At 58.9% G+C, this 14,487-nt stretch carries 14 protein-coding genes; 11 read left to right on the top strand and 3 right to left on the bottom strand.

Annotation, left to right across the window (positions count from 1 at the left end):
• The first annotated feature begins 23 nt into the window (after positions 1–23).
• The 11 genes from FIV03_RS29600 (at position 24) to FIV03_RS29650 (ending at position 11,481) form a co-directional block, all read left to right on the top strand.
• On the top strand, positions 24–368 hold the full coding sequence (locus FIV03_RS29600; RefSeq protein WP_152512354.1) for a copper-binding protein: 345 nt from the start codon (positions 24–26) through the stop codon (positions 366–368).
• A 250-nt stretch (positions 369–618) separates the two neighbouring features.
• Positions 619–2,337, top strand: a complete 1,719-nt coding sequence (locus FIV03_RS29605) for an SMP-30/gluconolactonase/LRE family protein (protein ID WP_152512355.1) — start codon at positions 619–621, stop codon at positions 2,335–2,337.
• A gap of 28 nt (positions 2,338–2,365) precedes the next feature.
• Positions 2,366–3,445, top strand: a complete 1,080-nt coding sequence (locus FIV03_RS29610) for an ABC transporter ATP-binding protein (protein ID WP_152512356.1) — start codon at positions 2,366–2,368, stop codon at positions 3,443–3,445.
• Entirely contained in the window at positions 3,442–4,251 is an 810-nt protein-coding gene (locus FIV03_RS29615; protein ID WP_173014009.1) for an SDR family oxidoreductase, read from the top strand. Before FIV03_RS29610 ends, FIV03_RS29615 begins: the two co-directional genes overlap by 4 nt.
• A gap of 103 nt (positions 4,252–4,354) precedes the next feature.
• Entirely contained in the window at positions 4,355–5,614 is a 1,260-nt protein-coding gene (locus FIV03_RS29620) for a sugar ABC transporter substrate-binding protein (RefSeq protein WP_173014008.1), read from the top strand.
• 100 nt (positions 5,615–5,714) lie between these two features.
• Positions 5,715–6,659 (top strand): sugar ABC transporter permease, encoded by a 945-nt coding sequence (locus tag FIV03_RS29625; RefSeq protein ID WP_152512358.1) that lies wholly within the window; start codon positions 5,715–5,717, stop codon positions 6,657–6,659.
• Positions 6,659–7,495 (top strand): carbohydrate ABC transporter permease, encoded by an 837-nt coding sequence (locus FIV03_RS29630; protein ID WP_152512359.1) that lies wholly within the window; start codon positions 6,659–6,661, stop codon positions 7,493–7,495. The genes FIV03_RS29625 and FIV03_RS29630 overlap by 1 nt, the downstream gene beginning before the upstream one ends.
• A complete protein-coding gene (locus FIV03_RS29635; RefSeq protein WP_152512360.1) occupies positions 7,492–8,415 on the top strand; it encodes a dihydrodipicolinate synthase family protein in 924 nt (307 codons plus the stop codon). Before FIV03_RS29630 ends, FIV03_RS29635 begins: the two co-directional genes overlap by 4 nt.
• A 13-nt stretch (positions 8,416–8,428) precedes the next feature.
• Positions 8,429–9,610 carry a mandelate racemase/muconate lactonizing enzyme family protein gene (locus tag FIV03_RS29640; RefSeq protein WP_152512361.1) on the top strand — a complete coding sequence of 394 codons (1,182 nt, stop codon included), beginning with the start codon at positions 8,429–8,431 and terminating at the stop codon, positions 9,608–9,610.
• A gap of 1 nt (position 9,611) precedes the next feature.
• On the top strand, positions 9,612–10,553 hold the full coding sequence (locus FIV03_RS29645; RefSeq protein ID WP_152512362.1) for a dihydrodipicolinate synthase family protein: 942 nt from the start codon (positions 9,612–9,614) through the stop codon (positions 10,551–10,553).
• On the top strand, positions 10,546–11,481 hold the full coding sequence (locus FIV03_RS29650) for a 2-dehydro-3-deoxygalactonokinase (RefSeq protein ID WP_152512363.1): 936 nt from the start codon (positions 10,546–10,548) through the stop codon (positions 11,479–11,481). Before FIV03_RS29645 ends, FIV03_RS29650 begins: the two co-directional genes overlap by 8 nt.
• Before the next feature lie 22 nt (positions 11,482–11,503).
• Here FIV03_RS29650 and FIV03_RS29655 read toward each other — a convergent pair whose 3' ends face one another.
• The 3 genes from FIV03_RS29655 to ugpC all read right to left on the bottom strand — a co-directional run bounded on the left by FIV03_RS29655 (position 11,504) and on the right by ugpC (position 14,475).
• Positions 11,504–12,067, bottom strand: coding sequence for an AAA family ATPase (locus FIV03_RS29655; protein ID WP_152512364.1), 564 nt, complete (start codon positions 12,065–12,067; stop codon positions 11,504–11,506).
• A gap of 99 nt (positions 12,068–12,166) precedes the next feature.
• The gene (locus FIV03_RS29660; protein WP_173014007.1) at positions 12,167–13,348 is read right to left on the bottom strand and encodes a mandelate racemase/muconate lactonizing enzyme family protein; all 1,182 of its coding nucleotides are present in this window, start codon (positions 13,346–13,348) and stop codon (positions 12,167–12,169) included.
• A gap of 44 nt (positions 13,349–13,392) precedes the next feature.
• Positions 13,393–14,475, bottom strand: coding sequence for a sn-glycerol-3-phosphate ABC transporter ATP-binding protein UgpC (ugpC, locus tag FIV03_RS29665; RefSeq protein WP_152512366.1), 1,083 nt, complete (start codon positions 14,473–14,475; stop codon positions 13,393–13,395).
• Positions 14,476–14,487: the final 12 nt, after the last annotated feature.

The following is a 14,487-nucleotide window of genomic DNA, read 5'->3' on the forward strand; positions in this document are numbered from 1 at the left end:
AAACCCCAAGAAAGGCAACTGAAATGAAGACCCTCATCCTCGCAGCATTCCTGTCCCTGGCGGCCACTCCGGCTGTCCTTGCCCAGGCGTCGCATAGCGGCATGGATCATTCCAACATGCCCATGACCGCCGAACAGATGGACGGCGCGGTCCACGCCAATGCCGTCGTCAACTCCATCGGCGGTGGGACTGCAAACGTCAGCCACGATCCGATTCCGGAAATCGGCTGGCCGGCCATGACGATGGATCTGCCCCTTCTGGAAGGCGCACAGATGTCGGATGACCTCACCCCGGGCGACAGCGTGATCCTGATGCTGGTGAAAGGCGACGACGGCATGTACGCAATCGGCGGATTGATGCCGAAGTAAGATTTCGGACAAAACACTTCCGACAATGGTTGCGGCCCGTGGCACCTGTCTCACGAGGTCGTAGCCATTGTCGACCTTCATCTATTCTGCCGTTTCGCCCCCCTCTCTCATACTACGCAGGTTCAACCAAAATTGGTTCGCACTCAGCGTTCCTAATCACTGATAGCCATCTTTGTGTTGACATGAAACTAAGTTCCAAAATATATCCTTGGTGGAGATTGGAAGCTGAATTTGCGCTTTGGGAGGGAATATGGTGCGGCGCTCCGTACAAAAAATCGAAGCAGCTGGTGAGGAATCCGCAACCCAGCCGGGGATGCAGGCCCTCACGCGCGGGCTGAGAGTTCTGGACTTTATTGCGGAAGCCTCGACGCCTGTCCGGTTCATGACCCTGCTTGATGGAACAGGATTTCCAAAAGGCACGCTTCACCGCCTTCTGCAAACGTTGATCGAGGAGCGTTATCTCATTCTGGACGAATGGAACCAGACCTACCGGCTAGGCTCCCGTCCGTTTCAGCTCGCGCACAGGGCCTGGGATCAATTCGATCTGCGCGGTGCCGCGCTGCCGGAGCTGGAACGCCTGACGTCGCTTGCCAATGAGGCTACCCGCCTCGGACGGCTTGACGGCAACAAGGTTCTTTACATCGACCAGCGGGATCCTGAACAGCAGGTGCGCATCTCCAACGGCATTGGCGCTCGTTCAGCCATCCATGCCACCGCGCTTGGAAAGGCGATGGCAGCTCATCTTTCTCACTCGGAACGCTACCGGCTGGTGATGGACGGTGAGCTTGAGGCTTTCACCGATCAAACGATTGTTTCAAACGGTGACCTGGATCAGCAGCTGAACATCATCAAGGCACGCGGTTATGCGGTCTCCATCGGCGAGCAGTTCGAAGACATCAGTGCTGTCGCGGCTCCGATCCTGGATCACCGTGCAAGGCCGATCGGAGCAATCGGCGTTGTCGGTCCCAGCTACCGGCTTTCGACCGAGCGGCTGCACACGCTTGGCCGGGAGGTGATCGAAGCGGCGCGCAGAATTTCTGGAAATGTCGGGGAACTTGCCATGTCGATCTCGGTGGCGCCAAAGCCGCTCGGAGCGGTACAGGACAACGTCAGCTGCGCCATTCCGGGCGAGGATTTTCTGGGCGAAGGTCCTTTCTGGTCGCCGGAAACCGGCAAGCTTCACTGGGTGGATATCCTCGCGCCGGCCGTTGTGACCGGTGACCCTGCCACAGGCGAACGCAGCACGCGTCCCCTGCCTGAGCTGGTCGGGGTGGCCATTCCGAAAAAGAGTGGCGGCTTTGTCTGCGCGACCGAAAACGGCATCAAGACCATTAGCTCCAACGGACAGATTGAAACGCTGGCGGAGCCGGAGAAGGACCACACGGGCAATCGGTTCAATGACGGCAAATGCGATGCGAAAGGGCGGCTTTGGGTTGGTTCGCTCGCCATAACGACCGAACCCGGCAAGGGAATGTTATGGCGGGTCGAGCCGAATGGCGAGGCCGTGAAGATGGACGAGAACTTCCACGTGTCGAACGGCCTTGGCTGGAGCCCCGACAACAAGACCTTCTACTTTACCGATTCCGGTTGTCGGACCATCTGGGCCTACGATTTCGACCTCGAGGAAGGTACCATCTCGAACCGCAGGGCATTTGTCGAAGTCGCGGAAGGCGATGGTGTGCCCGATGGACTGTGCGTCGATGAGGACGGCTATCTCTGGGTCGCGATGTGGGATGGCTGGTGCATCCGCCGGTATGCGCCCGACGGCACATTGGCAAGCTCGTTTCCCGTGCCGGTGCCCCGCCCCACAAGCTGTGCCTTCGGCGGCGAGGACATGTCGACACTTTACGTGACCACTGCCCGTATCCGTCTGTCGGCACAGCAGCTCGTCGAAGCGCCGCTCTCCGGATGCGTTCTGGCGATCGAGACAAATGCGAAGGGGCTCGCCGGCAACATCTTTGCCGGCTGAACGCACCCCGGGAACTTGGTGAGGAAAAATGGCCGATCTTAAAATTGAAGGGCTGTGCAAGCGCTACGGCCAGGTGGAGGTTTTGAAAAACATCGACCTGGACATAAAGGACGGGGAATTCGTCGTGTTTGTCGGACCGTCCGGCTGCGGAAAGTCCACCTTGCTGCGCATGATCTGTGGTCTTGATGAAGTTTCCGCCGGTCAGCTTCTGATCGACGGTGAAAAGGTCAATGACGTGCCGTCGTCCAAGCGCGGCATTGCCATGGTGTTCCAGTCTTATGCGCTCTATCCGCACATGAATGTGGCGCAGAACATGGGCTACGCGCTGAGGCTTGCCGGTGAAGACAAGGCCCTCATCACAGCGCGGGTGAAGCAGGCCGCGGAAATCCTGAAAATCGATCATCTTCTGGACCGTAAGCCGCGTCAGCTTTCCGGCGGCCAGCGCCAGCGTGTGGCCATCGGACGCGCGATTGTGCGTGAGCCCAAGATTTTCCTTTTCGACGAGCCCCTGTCCAATCTGGACGCCGCCTTGCGCGTGGACATGCGGATGGAATTCGCACGGCTCAAGGAGCGACTGGGCACGACGATGATCTACGTCACGCACGATCAGGTCGAAGCCATGACGCTGGCCGACAAGATCGTGGTGTTGCAGGACGGCGTCGTCGAGCAGGTCGGCAGTCCTATTGACCTTTATGAACGACCCGTCAACCGGTTCGTGGCCGGGTTCATCGGCTCGCCGAAAATGAATTTCGTGCCGGTGAAGCCGGGACCGGACGGATATGTGCTGCCGGGTGGCTTGCTGAAGGTTTCGGCGGAAGCCGGCAACGTGAGCAAAATCGGCATCCGGCCCGAGCATTTGCGCCTTGGAACGGATGGCGATGGAGTCTTTACCGGAACAGTCGAGACCACGGAGCATCTCGGTTCGGATACCTTTGCAATCGTTCAGCTTGAGGGTCAGCCCCGCCCGATCATGGTGCGGCTGCCGGGCGAGCGGCGGTTGGATCACCGCTCGCAAGTTTCGGTGACCTTCGATCTGGCCTCCGTTTATGCGTTTGATCAGGCCGGCAAAACCGTTGCGCTGACGAACGAGCGGGCGGATGCGGCATGACGCTGGAAACATCCGATCATGAGGAATTGCGACCAATCCCGATCGATGCGGCACATTATCCGAGCCTTAAGGGGAAGGGTGTGCTGATAACCGGGGGTGGATCCGGCATCGGCATGTATCTGGTCGAGGCCTTCTGCGCGCAGGGAGCCAGGGTCGGTTTCATCGATATCAACGCGGAAGCCAGCACCCGCGTGGCGGACGTCTGCGAACAGGAGACCGGGAACAGGCCGCAGTTCCGGATTGCAGATCTTACGGACATAGGCCAGTTGAAAGCGGCCGTTGCCGCGCTTCGCGAAAGCCTCGGGTCCCTTACGGTTCTCGTCAACAACGCAGGTAACGATGACAGATTGCCTGTCGAGGACATTACCCCGGAGTATTGGGACGAGCGCTTCAACACCAATCTCAGGCATCAGTTCTTTACGGCGCAATCTGTCCTTCCGGATATGGCGGAAGGTGGTGCCATCATCAACATGGGCTCCAACAGCTGGATGCAGGGTGTTGCGACCCTCATCTGCTACACGACCGCAAAATCTGCAGTTCAGGGACTGACGAAATGTCTCGCGCGGGAACTCGGGCCACGAAAGATCCGGGTGAACTCGATTGCCCCCGGCTGGATCCTGACCGATCGGCAAGTCACCCGTGCGAAAAAGGTCTTTCAGGACAAGTTCGATGACTACCTCTCCAAGCAGTGCCTGAAGGAATTCCTGCTGCCGCCGGACGTTGCCCGCATGGCGCTGTTTCTGGCAGCTGACGACAGCCGAATGATCACCGGCCAGACCTTTGTCGTCGATGGTGGCGTCGTCTGACGAATTACTTTTGAAACTAAGTTTCAACTAACTTGCGGAGATGGATCAGCTCTGCTAGCTTTAAAATTGAAACTTGGTTTCAAACTTTTCATGGGAGGAAATGATGAGGAAGCTGAAGCAGGTTCTGATGGCGGGTTTCGCCGCTGCGATGGTGTCGTCCTCGGTTGGTCAGGCGCTGGCCGATGAGGTCGATTTCATGAGCTGGACGGTTGCGGAAGAGACCGGCAAGGAAATCGTGGGCAAGATGGCTGCCGGTTTTGAGGAGAATACCGGCAACAAGGTCGAGTTTCAGGGATATGCCTGGGGCGAGATGAACAAGAATTATATCTTGCGGGCCCGTTCCAACACGCTGCCTGATGTCGGCCAGTCGCAAGGTCGCCTGCTGCCGGTCATTGGCAACATCGATCAGCTTCAGGATTTCAACGAAGTCATTGGCCGCGAAGAGTTGCTGAACATCTTCGACGAAGGCTTCCTCTCCATGGGCGAAGTCAACGGCAAGCAGGTTGCGCTGCCCTGGATCACCGGCACCATCGGCATGGTCGCCAATCTGGAAGTTCTCGAAAAAGCCGGCATCAGCGAAGTGCCGACAACAGTCGAAGAGTTCAAAGCAGCCCTGGAACAGGTGCGTGACAAGGTGCCGAACTCCGTTCCGCTTGGCCTTGCCACGAAGAACAACAACTCCATTCTTCTCGACTACATGACTTGGGTCTGGATCTTCGGCGGCGATCCGCTGACGGCGGACGGCAAGCCGGCCGTCAATTCTCCTGAAGCAGTGGCTGCGCTGGAATTCATGGCAGATGCGGTCAAGAACCGTCTCGCCGCCCCCGAAATCGACCGGCCAGATGCGCGCCGCCTATTCGCCCATGGTGCGACAGCCTTCTACATCGACGCGCCCCAAGCACTTTCCTTCGCCCGCAAACTGTCCGGTAGAGGCGAGGAAATCGACGCCGTCGTCAAACCGGTCAAGGCGCCGGTCCTGAAGGAAGGCGATACGCCTGTATCCATGCAGTGGGGCCATGTCCTGGTCCTGTTCGGTGACGAGAACGGCAAACCTGACAGCGCGGCAGTGGAATGGATCAAGTATCTGCTGTCCACGGATGTCCTTGTGCCTTATGCGACCGACCAGAGCGTCCTGCCCGCCACCAAGGCCGGTATCGCTTCGGAAGCCGTGAAATCGAATACCTATCTGGCGGATTGGGCTGCTTCAGCCGTGTCTCCGCGGCGTAACTCGATCGCCTCCTTGGAAAACGGTGCCCAGATCTCGGACATCATCGGCGCCGAGGTGCAGGCAGCAGTTCTTGGCATGAAAACTGCGCAACAGGCGGCCGACGACATGCAGAGCAAACTCGAAGCGGCCATGTAAGGACCGCTCGTCCCCCCAACTTCCGGTCCCGGTTTCCGGGGCCGGTCTTTCCAGTCGGGCGGCAGTTCTGGCCACCCGTTCAAGAAGCGAGTTGAATCCCATGTCTGTTGCAGACCTGTCAGGATCACGGCTGACCGATGCCCCGGTCTCAGCCCATGCCCGAAGAGGTGGCCTGAAAGCCGGTGAAGGCCGGTTCGGTGTCCTTCTTCTGGTGCCGGCCCTCTGTGCATTCGGGCTGGTTGTCATGTGGCCGTTTCTGCAGGCCCTCGCTTATTCGTTCTTTGAATACACGCTTTACACACCCGAGCCCGTCTGGGTCGGAATTGCGAACTTTCAAAAGGTCCTGAGCGACCCGGGCTTCTGGGAGTCGCTCACCGTCACGGCAATCTATGTGGTGCTGACCACCTTCTTTTCGATCGTTCTCGGCTTCGCCTGGGCCCTGATCCTGAACGAACCTTTCCGGGGGCGTGACGTCATGCGCTCCATTTCCCTGCTTCCGTGGATCATGCCTTCCGTCGTGACGGCGTTCCTGTGGGGCTGGATTTTCAATTCCAGATACGGGCTGCTCAATTACGCCGCGATGAGCGCTGATCTGATCGACTATCCGCAAGCCTGGCTGTCGACACCCAGTGGTGCCATGGCAGCCGTCATCGTCACCAAGGTCTGGTTGTCAATTCCATTGTTCATGGCGTTCTTTCTTGCGGGCCTTTCGAGCATGGACCGCCAGCAGATCGAGGCCGCACGCGTGGATGGCGCCGGCAATTTCTCGGTCCTCAAGGACCATATCATCCCCCATTTGCGCCCTGTCCTCCTGGTCGTGATCGTGCTGGCCATGATCGGCAACCTTCAGCAGTTCGACACGATCTGGGCGCTGACCGGCGGTGGACCCGTACGGGCGACAACCGTGCTGTCCGTCGAGGTTTACCGCCGGGCCTTTGAGCAATGGGATATCGGGATGGCGGCAACGGTCGGCGTCCTGTGGGTCGCAACCATCCTGCCCCCTGCCTACTTCTACCTGCGCCAGCTCATGAAGGGAGCCGACTGATGCTTGACCTCTCGTCCTGGCAGGCCAAGACAATCTTTGCCGTCTGCACACTCCTGATCGGCTGTTTCCTGTTCTTTCCAGTCTACTGGCTGTTCATTTCGTCGCTGAAAGTCGATGCCGAACTCTATGCTCTCGAGCCGACCTTCTATCCGCATGTCCTGACGCTGGAGCATTTCAGGAAGGCGCTGTTTGAAGCCGGCCTTGGCCTGCAACTCACCAATTCTTTGATCGTGTCGCTGTCTTCGGCGGCTATCAATGCAACGCTTGCGGTCTATGCCGGATATTCCTTTGCGAAGTACCGTTACTTCGGGCGCCGGCCGGTAATGCTGTTCATGTTGTCGGCGCAGATGTTCCCCTTCGGCCTGCTGCTCATCACCATCTATCCGATGTTCACCGAACTCGGCCTGATCGACACCCGCTTCGGTCTGATGATCAGCTACATCGTCTTTGCCCTGCCGGTGGCCACCTACATGCTCTACAGCTATTTCAGCCAGGTGCCGAACGAACTGATCGAGGCGGCGCGGGCGGATGGTGCGAGCGACCTTCGGATCTTCCATACGATCGTTCTGCCGATCTCGCTTCCGCCGATCATAACGGTCTTCCTCTACAGCTTCATGTGGAGCTGGAACGACCTTCTCTATTCCCTGACCCTGATCGTTTCCGACGACAAGCGCACGATCGGTCCGGGCCTTCTTCTGAACTATCTCAACGAAACCAACTCTGACTGGGGCGGAGCCATGGCCGCGTCCCTGATGGCCGCCTGTCCGGTAGTCATCGGCTTCATGCTGCTGCAGCGCTTCTTCATTCAGGGTGTCACCGCAGGAGCCGTCAAATGATCCTCAAGGGAACCTACCCTGTCCTATGCACGCCATTCAAAGACGATGGCGTCATTTCGGACACAGATTTCGACCGGCTGATCGACTATGTCGTCGCGTGTGGTGCGAATGGATGTGTTTATCCGGGTGTCGCCAGTGAGGTAGACACACTGTCGGCCGAAGAACGCGCGACAATGATTGCCCGCCTCGGCGAACGCCTCGCCGGTCGCATTCCATTTGTTGTCGGTGCGTCGGCGGCGACACCTGAGGAAGTGCTGGAGCATATCAAGACCGGTGCGGCGGCCTGCGCGTCTGCCGCGATGGTGATGGCGCCGGGAGCTCTCGGCCAGGATGTTGCCGCACAGTCGGCCTTCTTCAACGAGATTGCCGCTGCCTCACCGATCCCGATCATGCTGCAGAATGCACCGGTGCCGATCGGCGCTGGCCTGTCGCCGGAAAGCGTTTCGGCGATCGTTCGCGACATTGCGAACGTTCTGTATGTCAAGGAAGAGACCATGCCCTGCGGGCAGAACCTTTCCCGGATTTCCAAAGCCTGCGGCGACACGATCCTTGGTGTCTTCGGAGGGGCTGGCGGCCGGTATATCACCGACGAACTCGCCCGCGGTTCACTGGGCACCATGCCGGCAGCCGAGTTTACCGACCTGCATGTGAAGCTCGTCAATGCATGGCTGGACGGTCAGGAAACCGAAGCCCGGCGCCTCTTCATGGTGATGATGCCGGCGCTTAATTTCCAGGCCATCTTCCGTATGCAGATGACAAAGGAAACACTGCGCCAGCGGGGTGTGCTGGAGCATACGTTCGTTCGCGGCAAAGGCCCGCGCATGGATCAGGGCGACCGCAACGAACTGGCAGCTCTTCTGGGGCAATTGACCGGAGAACTGTCGAAATATCCACTGACCACTCTTCAGGCCGCCGAGTAGGAGAAGCCGAAACATGTCCACTGCTCCACTCGACGCGATCCAGAAACTGGAGTGTTTCATTGTCCGCGTCCCCCGCGACGTGCCCTACCTCGGTCCCTTGCGCGAAGGCGAATTCATCAATGAAAAGGGCTACCTGATCCGCAAGGGTAACCGGTCAATCTATCCGTCGACAGACCAGACGGTGGTGCTCAAGGTAACCGCGGAAAGCGGCCGGATCGGATGGGGGGAAACCTATGGCATCGCAGCGCCGGAAGCGGTCAAGGCGATTGTCGACAACCTGCTGGCTCCGGTCATTGTCGGCCGGGATGTTTCCGCACCTGCTGTGATCCATGACGATCTTTACGACCTCATGCGCGTGCGCGGGTTCTTCGGCGGATATTTTGTCGATGCGCTTGCCGGTGTCGATATTGCGCTTTGGGATCTCTATGGTCGGATAACGGGACTTTCCGTCTCACAGCTGCTCGGCGGCCGCCGGCAGGAAACGCTTCCGGCCTATGTCTCTGGCCTGCCACGCGCAACCTTGCAGGAACGCTGCGATCTTGCGGTCGAATGGGTGAACAAGGGCTTCAAGGCAATCAAGTTCGCCGGCGCCGTCGCGGACGACGGTATGGTGAAGGAAATGGCCGCTCTCCGGGAGGCCGTTGGACCCGGTGTCGACCTGATGGTCGACATGCACTGGAAGCATGAGGCGGCGGAAGCCGTTTCCATAATCCGCAAGCTGGAAGCGCACGGACTTTATTTTGCCGAAGCGCCGGTTCAGTCGGAAGACATGACCGGCCAGATCCGTGTCGCCAACTCGATTGGCGTGCCACTTGCGCTCGGTGAAGAACTGCGCACCGCCTATGAATATCGCCCGCGCTTCGAGGCCCGGGCGATGAGCATCGTCCAACCGGAAATGGGTCATACCGGCATCACAGAATTTGCCCGCATCGGCATGATGGCCCAGGCCTTCCACATGAAGATCATTCCGCATGCTGCGATCTCGATCGGGATTTTCATGGCGGCCAGTCTGCAGGCAAGTGCCGTGTTCCTGGGCCTGCCCTATCACGAGTACCAGCATTCGATCTTCGACCGGAACCTGATGTTCACGAACGGCGACATGGCCTGCGAAAACGGCTTCTACAAGGTGCCCACAGGACCGGGCATTGGCGTCGAGCCGAGCGAAGCCTTGCTCGCCATGCTGGAGGACGCTTGAGATGCACGGTTGGCATGGCATCTATCCCGTTCTCTATGCCTTCTGGGATGACCAGGGCAGGCTTGACCGGAATGCGATGGCCAGGCAGGTGGAGTTCTGCCTTCAGTCAGGTGCGCATGGCATCACCGTTCTCGGCCTCGTGACTGAAACACACAAGATGGACGTGAACGAGCGGCTTTATCTGGTGGAAATGGTCGGCGAACTGATCGGCGGACGGCTGCCGTATGCAGTTACCGTCTGCGAACCGTCCATTGAGGGTCAGATCTCGTTTGCCCGGGCTGCCCGGCGCTTTGGGGCCGACTGGGTCATCCTTCAGCCGCCCGCTACCGGCGGCATGGGCGCCGAGGCGACCATCGACTTTTTCGCCCGGATCGCCAGCGCTCTCGATTTCGACGTCGGCATCCAGAACAACCCGGTGAACCTGGCCGTCAGTCTGTCGGCAGATGACCTGGTCCGGCTATTCGAAATCCAGCCGAACATCAGGATCCTGAAAGGTGAAGGGTTCAGCGTGGATATCGCCCGCGTCATCACCGCCCTGCCCGACGTTGCCGTTTTCGGAGGCCACGGTGGGATCGAGTTTCCTTCGCTATTACGGGCCGGAGGGCGCGGGCTGATCCCTGCTCCCGATTTCCTGAAAGCCCAGGTCAACCTATACCGGCTCTGGCGCGCAGGGACGGAAGACGGGCTGAAACAGGCGGAAGCCATTCATCGGGCCATCCTGCCTGCGGTCGTCTTCATGTCGCGCTCGGTGCCGGCCATGCTGTGTTACGGCAAGAGGCTTTTCGCCGAGAAGGCCGGTATTCGCAACATCATGGACCGGGAACCGTCGTTGCAGCCGACACCGTTCGGGTTGTCAGAGATGGCGATTCATCTGAACGAGATCGCCCGGGCCGAACAACTGGGACGCGCCGGCAGGGTGCTGGAGGTTCACGCCAGTGAGTGACACGACGTTTATCGCAGTGGATTGGGGCAGCAGCAATTGCAGGGCCTATTTGTGCGTCGATGGCCGGATCGAGGCCTCCAAGGAGCTGGCGACCGGGGTCAAGAACCTGGCGGCAGACGACTTCGAAGGTGTCTTTGACGCTTTGATCGCCGACTGGAAGGGACAGGTCGAAGACGTCTATCTCACCGGCATGATCACCAGCCGTTCCGGGTGGGTCGAAACACCCTATGCCGTCTGTCCTGCCGGGCTGGTGGATCTCGCCGATGAGGCCGTTACCGTCCATCGCAAGGGCCTGGATCTGGTGTTTCTGCCCGGATTGTGCCAGCGCGGCGCAAGCGCAGACGTCATGCGTGGTGAGGAACTGCAGATCTTTGGTCTGGCTGATGGCATCGGCGAGCAAATTGTGGTGCTGCCCGGCACGCATTCGAAATGGGCCCTAGGGCGCGACGGACAGGCGTGCCGGTTCACCACGATCATGACCGGCGAACTCTTCGACCTGGTGCTCAACCATTCCCTCGCCGGGCGCCTAGCCGACGGTGTCGCTCTGGACCTTCCGGTGTTTGATGCGGCTGTTGCAAAGGCACTTGAGACGGCTCGCCCGATTTCGGATCTTTTTGCAGCCAGATCGCGGGTTCTGATGGATGTGATGCCGCCAACATCCGTGGCGAGCTATCTGTCGGGGCTTCTCATTGGCGCGGAAATCCGTGAAGGCAGAGATACGTTTCCCGAAGCTGGCAAAGGTGTGATCCTTGCCGGAAGCGAAGCGCTGGTTCATCGTTATGCGCGTGCGTTTGAAATCGCTGGAATTCCTGCAAGTCACGCGGCAGGAGAGCCCGTTCTGAATGCGCTTGTCGGCATCCACGCAATGCGGTTGCGCAATCGATCAGGTCATCGCTTCATGACCACCAAAGCTGATGAAGTTGTCTGAATGCAATAACCAGAAGCCTGCCTCAGCAGTTGCTGGTCGCCACGATATGGTCCAGCAGCTTGTCGAGCCGTTCGTTTCGCGATCCTGAGAGTTCCAGGATTTGCGGGCCGTCTGACAACAGGCCCAGATCGTCCTGTTGGAAGATGGCCTTCAGTCTTCGGTCCACCCAGGCGCGCAATCTGGGCAGCTCGATTGGTCCGGGTATTTCGTCCGGTTCGACAAGGGGAACGAAGATGATGGTATCAAGCGACTTCAGCGCTCGGTCTATCCGGCCCAGAAGCCGGCCCTGTGGTTCCCAGTCAAATCCCTGCCCCGCACTAACGACGTCCAGATAGGCCAGGAAGTCCAGCGGACTGCGGTCGAAGACAACACTCTGACCGGTGGCGATGTCGAGGATTTGCCGGCAACTGTACCCCAGTTGCTCTTCCAGATCTTCAACCGTCGGCCTGGCGGAAAACGCCACACCTTCCTGAACAAGTTGCCAGTAGGGTTCGGGAAGCACTTCGTAGCTGGGACTGGCTTCCCTGAAATCGCTTGCGAGCGTTGTCTTGCCGGAGCCGTGTGTTCCAGTTATCGCGATCCGCATTCAGGTCCTGGTTCAGCCTTGATCAAGGCGCCTAACAAAGGCGGGTGTTCGGCGTGCTCTTGAGCTCGGCCAAACACCCGGCCGGTTGAAGTCAGTCTGTCAGTAAGCCGGTTTCTGCGGAAACCAGTCCGGTCGTCTCGGATCGAGATAGGCCCCTTCGATGCGGTCGACTTCGAAACGGGCAATAGCGTCCAGGTCAATCTCGACACCAAGGCCGGGAGCTTCCGGCACCCGCAGGTGACCATTCTCGATCCTGAACGGCACTTTCAGGATGTCTCCTGATAGATACGGCAGCTCGTTGTCGATCGCCAGGATCATGTTCGGACAGGCCGCTGCAACATGGAGATAGGCAGCCTGACTGAGACCCAGTTCTCCGCCGCTGTGGAGCGTAACGGGAATGCCGTAGGCCTCGCAAAGGCCGGCAGCCTTCAGGACCTGCTTCAATCCGCCTGCCTGGTGTGGGTCCAGAAGCACCACGTCTGCGGCCCTGTTGGCAACAATATTGGCGACTTCCTGAAGCGTGTAGGCGCTTTCATCCAGTGCAATCGGTATCGGTTGGCTTTGCCGTAGTTCAGCATGGCCTGCCAGATCCGTCAGTTCCAGAGGCTGCTCGACATAGGCAAGGTCATATGGCTTGAGCATCTCGAGCATCCGCTTGGCGGTGCCGATGGTCCAGGCCCCGTTTACATCCGCACGGATATGGGCATGTGGGCCCAGTTCCTCCCGGATGGCCTTGACGAGGGCCAGATCCTGTTGCGGATCGAGGCCTATCTTGATTTTGAAGGACCGGTAACCGGCGTCGTAATCGGTACGAGCCAGCTTCGCCAGCTCCTCGGGTGAGGAAATGAACAGATAGCTGGCGATCTCGATATCGGACCGGTACGCCCCGCCCCAGAGGCGGTGCAACGGCAGGCCGGCGAACTTGCCAACCGCATCCCACATGGCCATTTCCGCGGCTGCCGCCGCATAAACCGCCGCACGCTGGTGATGATAATATCCTGCGCCCAGAACGTGCCGGAAAAGCCGTTCGGTGTCGTGCACCGGCCTGTCCAGCAACAGTGGCTTCACGACAGTCTCGAAGACCGCGGGAATGTAATCCAGCAGGCAGATCGTTTCGCCGTAACCCTTGATACCTGAGGCGGTTTCAACCTCCACCAGCATCCGCGTCACACGCGAGCGCACGCCCGTCGCCCACAGGATCGGGTTCTTGAGCGGGACACCGACCAGCCAATGGCGAACGGCAACAACTCTCGCGCGTTCGTCTGCGGCCAGAGCAGACATATGGTCTTTGTCCTTAAAATCCGCGTTCGTCGTCATTTGAATACTCATAGTTCCAACCGCTGTTTTGAAGCTGCATCAAACAAATGAGCCCTGCCGGGGACCGGCGTTACGAAAAGGCCCTCTCCCGGGGTAAAGCGTTTCTCGCCAGGCAGGGAAATTGAAATCAGTTCACCCCCGAGCCAGCCGGATACCTCGGTCTCGTCGCCTGTGGGTTCGACGACGTCGACGGTCATTCGGCAAGCCTGGGGATGATGCTGGTCACACAGGTTGAAATGCCTGGGGCGGACACCAAAAACGATGTCCTGGCCGTCGTGCAGCTTGCCCGCATTCGGGAGCGGCAATCGCACATCCGGCGCCGATGCGAAGACACCTTCGCCGCCCGTCTTTTGAACCTGTCCTCGAATGAAATTCATTGCAGGCGAGCCGATGAAGCCGGCAACGAACATGTTGCGCGGGTTGTTGTAGAGTTCAGCCGGTGTGCCGATTTGCTCGATTCGGCCATCGCGCATCACCACGATACGGTCTGCCATGGTCATGGCCTCGACCTGATCATGCGTGACATAGATGGATGTAGTGCCGAGCTTCTGGTGCAGTTTTTTGATCTCGGTCCGCATCTGAAGTCTCAGCTTTGCATCGAGGTTCGAGAGCGGTTCATCGAAGAGAAAGACCTTCGGGTTACGCACGATGGCGCGGCCCATCGCAACCCGTTGCCGTTGCCCGCCGGAGAGCTGTTTCGGATATCTGTCCAGAAGCGTTTCCAGGTTGAGAATTTCCGCTGCGGCCTGGACACGCATCTTGATTTCGTCGCGCGGCCGCTTGGCAAGAAGCAGGCTGAAGCCCATGTTTTCGGCAACGGTCTTGTGCGGGTAAAGCGCGTAGCTCTGAAAGACCATCGCCACGTCGCGATCTTTCGGTGCAACATCATTCACGATGGAGCCGTCGATCATGATGTCGCCGGCGGAAACTTCCTCCAGCCCGGCAACCATGCGCAAAAGGGTCGATTTTCCACATCCTGACGGGCCGACCAGCACGACAAATTCACCATCCTTGATATCGACAGACACGCCGGACAGGATTTCGGCTTTTCCGAAGAATTTCTGGCAATTTCTGATTTCAACAGTCGCCATTTCTGTTTCTCC

It is taken from the genome of Labrenzia sp. THAF187b, assembly GCF_009363375.1.
Taxonomy (GTDB): Bacteria; Pseudomonadota; Alphaproteobacteria; order Rhizobiales; family Stappiaceae; genus Roseibium; species Roseibium algicola.

Bases quoted from the DNA above. Each gene is read 5' to 3' on its own strand.
- FIV03_RS29615 (WP_173014009.1), top strand. From the start codon at position 3,442: ATGACGCTGGAAACATCCGATCATGAGGAATTGCGACCAATCCCGATC.
- FIV03_RS29605 (WP_152512355.1), top strand. From the start codon at position 619: ATGGTGCGGCGCTCCGTACAAAAAATCGAAGCAGCTGGTGAGGAATCC.
- FIV03_RS29625 (WP_152512358.1), top strand. From the start codon at position 5,715: ATGTCTGTTGCAGACCTGTCAGGATCACGGCTGACCGATGCCCCGGTC.
- ugpC (WP_152512366.1), bottom strand. From the start codon at position 14,475: ATGGCGACTGTTGAAATCAGAAATTGCCAGAAATTCTTCGGAAAAGCC.
- FIV03_RS29635 (WP_152512360.1), top strand. From the start codon at position 7,492: ATGATCCTCAAGGGAACCTACCCTGTCCTATGCACGCCATTCAAAGAC.
- FIV03_RS29620 (WP_173014008.1), top strand. From the start codon at position 4,355: ATGAGGAAGCTGAAGCAGGTTCTGATGGCGGGTTTCGCCGCTGCGATG.
- FIV03_RS29640 (WP_152512361.1), top strand. From the start codon at position 8,429: ATGTCCACTGCTCCACTCGACGCGATCCAGAAACTGGAGTGTTTCATT.
- FIV03_RS29630 (WP_152512359.1), top strand. From the start codon at position 6,659: ATGCTTGACCTCTCGTCCTGGCAGGCCAAGACAATCTTTGCCGTCTGC.
- FIV03_RS29600 (WP_152512354.1), top strand. From the start codon at position 24: ATGAAGACCCTCATCCTCGCAGCATTCCTGTCCCTGGCGGCCACTCCG.
- FIV03_RS29645 (WP_152512362.1), top strand. From the start codon at position 9,612: ATGCACGGTTGGCATGGCATCTATCCCGTTCTCTATGCCTTCTGGGAT.
- FIV03_RS29660 (WP_173014007.1), bottom strand. From the start codon at position 13,348: ATGTCTGCTCTGGCCGCAGACGAACGCGCGAGAGTTGTTGCCGTTCGC.
- FIV03_RS29655 (WP_152512364.1), bottom strand. From the start codon at position 12,067: ATGCGGATCGCGATAACTGGAACACACGGCTCCGGCAAGACAACGCTC.
- FIV03_RS29610 (WP_152512356.1), top strand. From the start codon at position 2,366: ATGGCCGATCTTAAAATTGAAGGGCTGTGCAAGCGCTACGGCCAGGTG.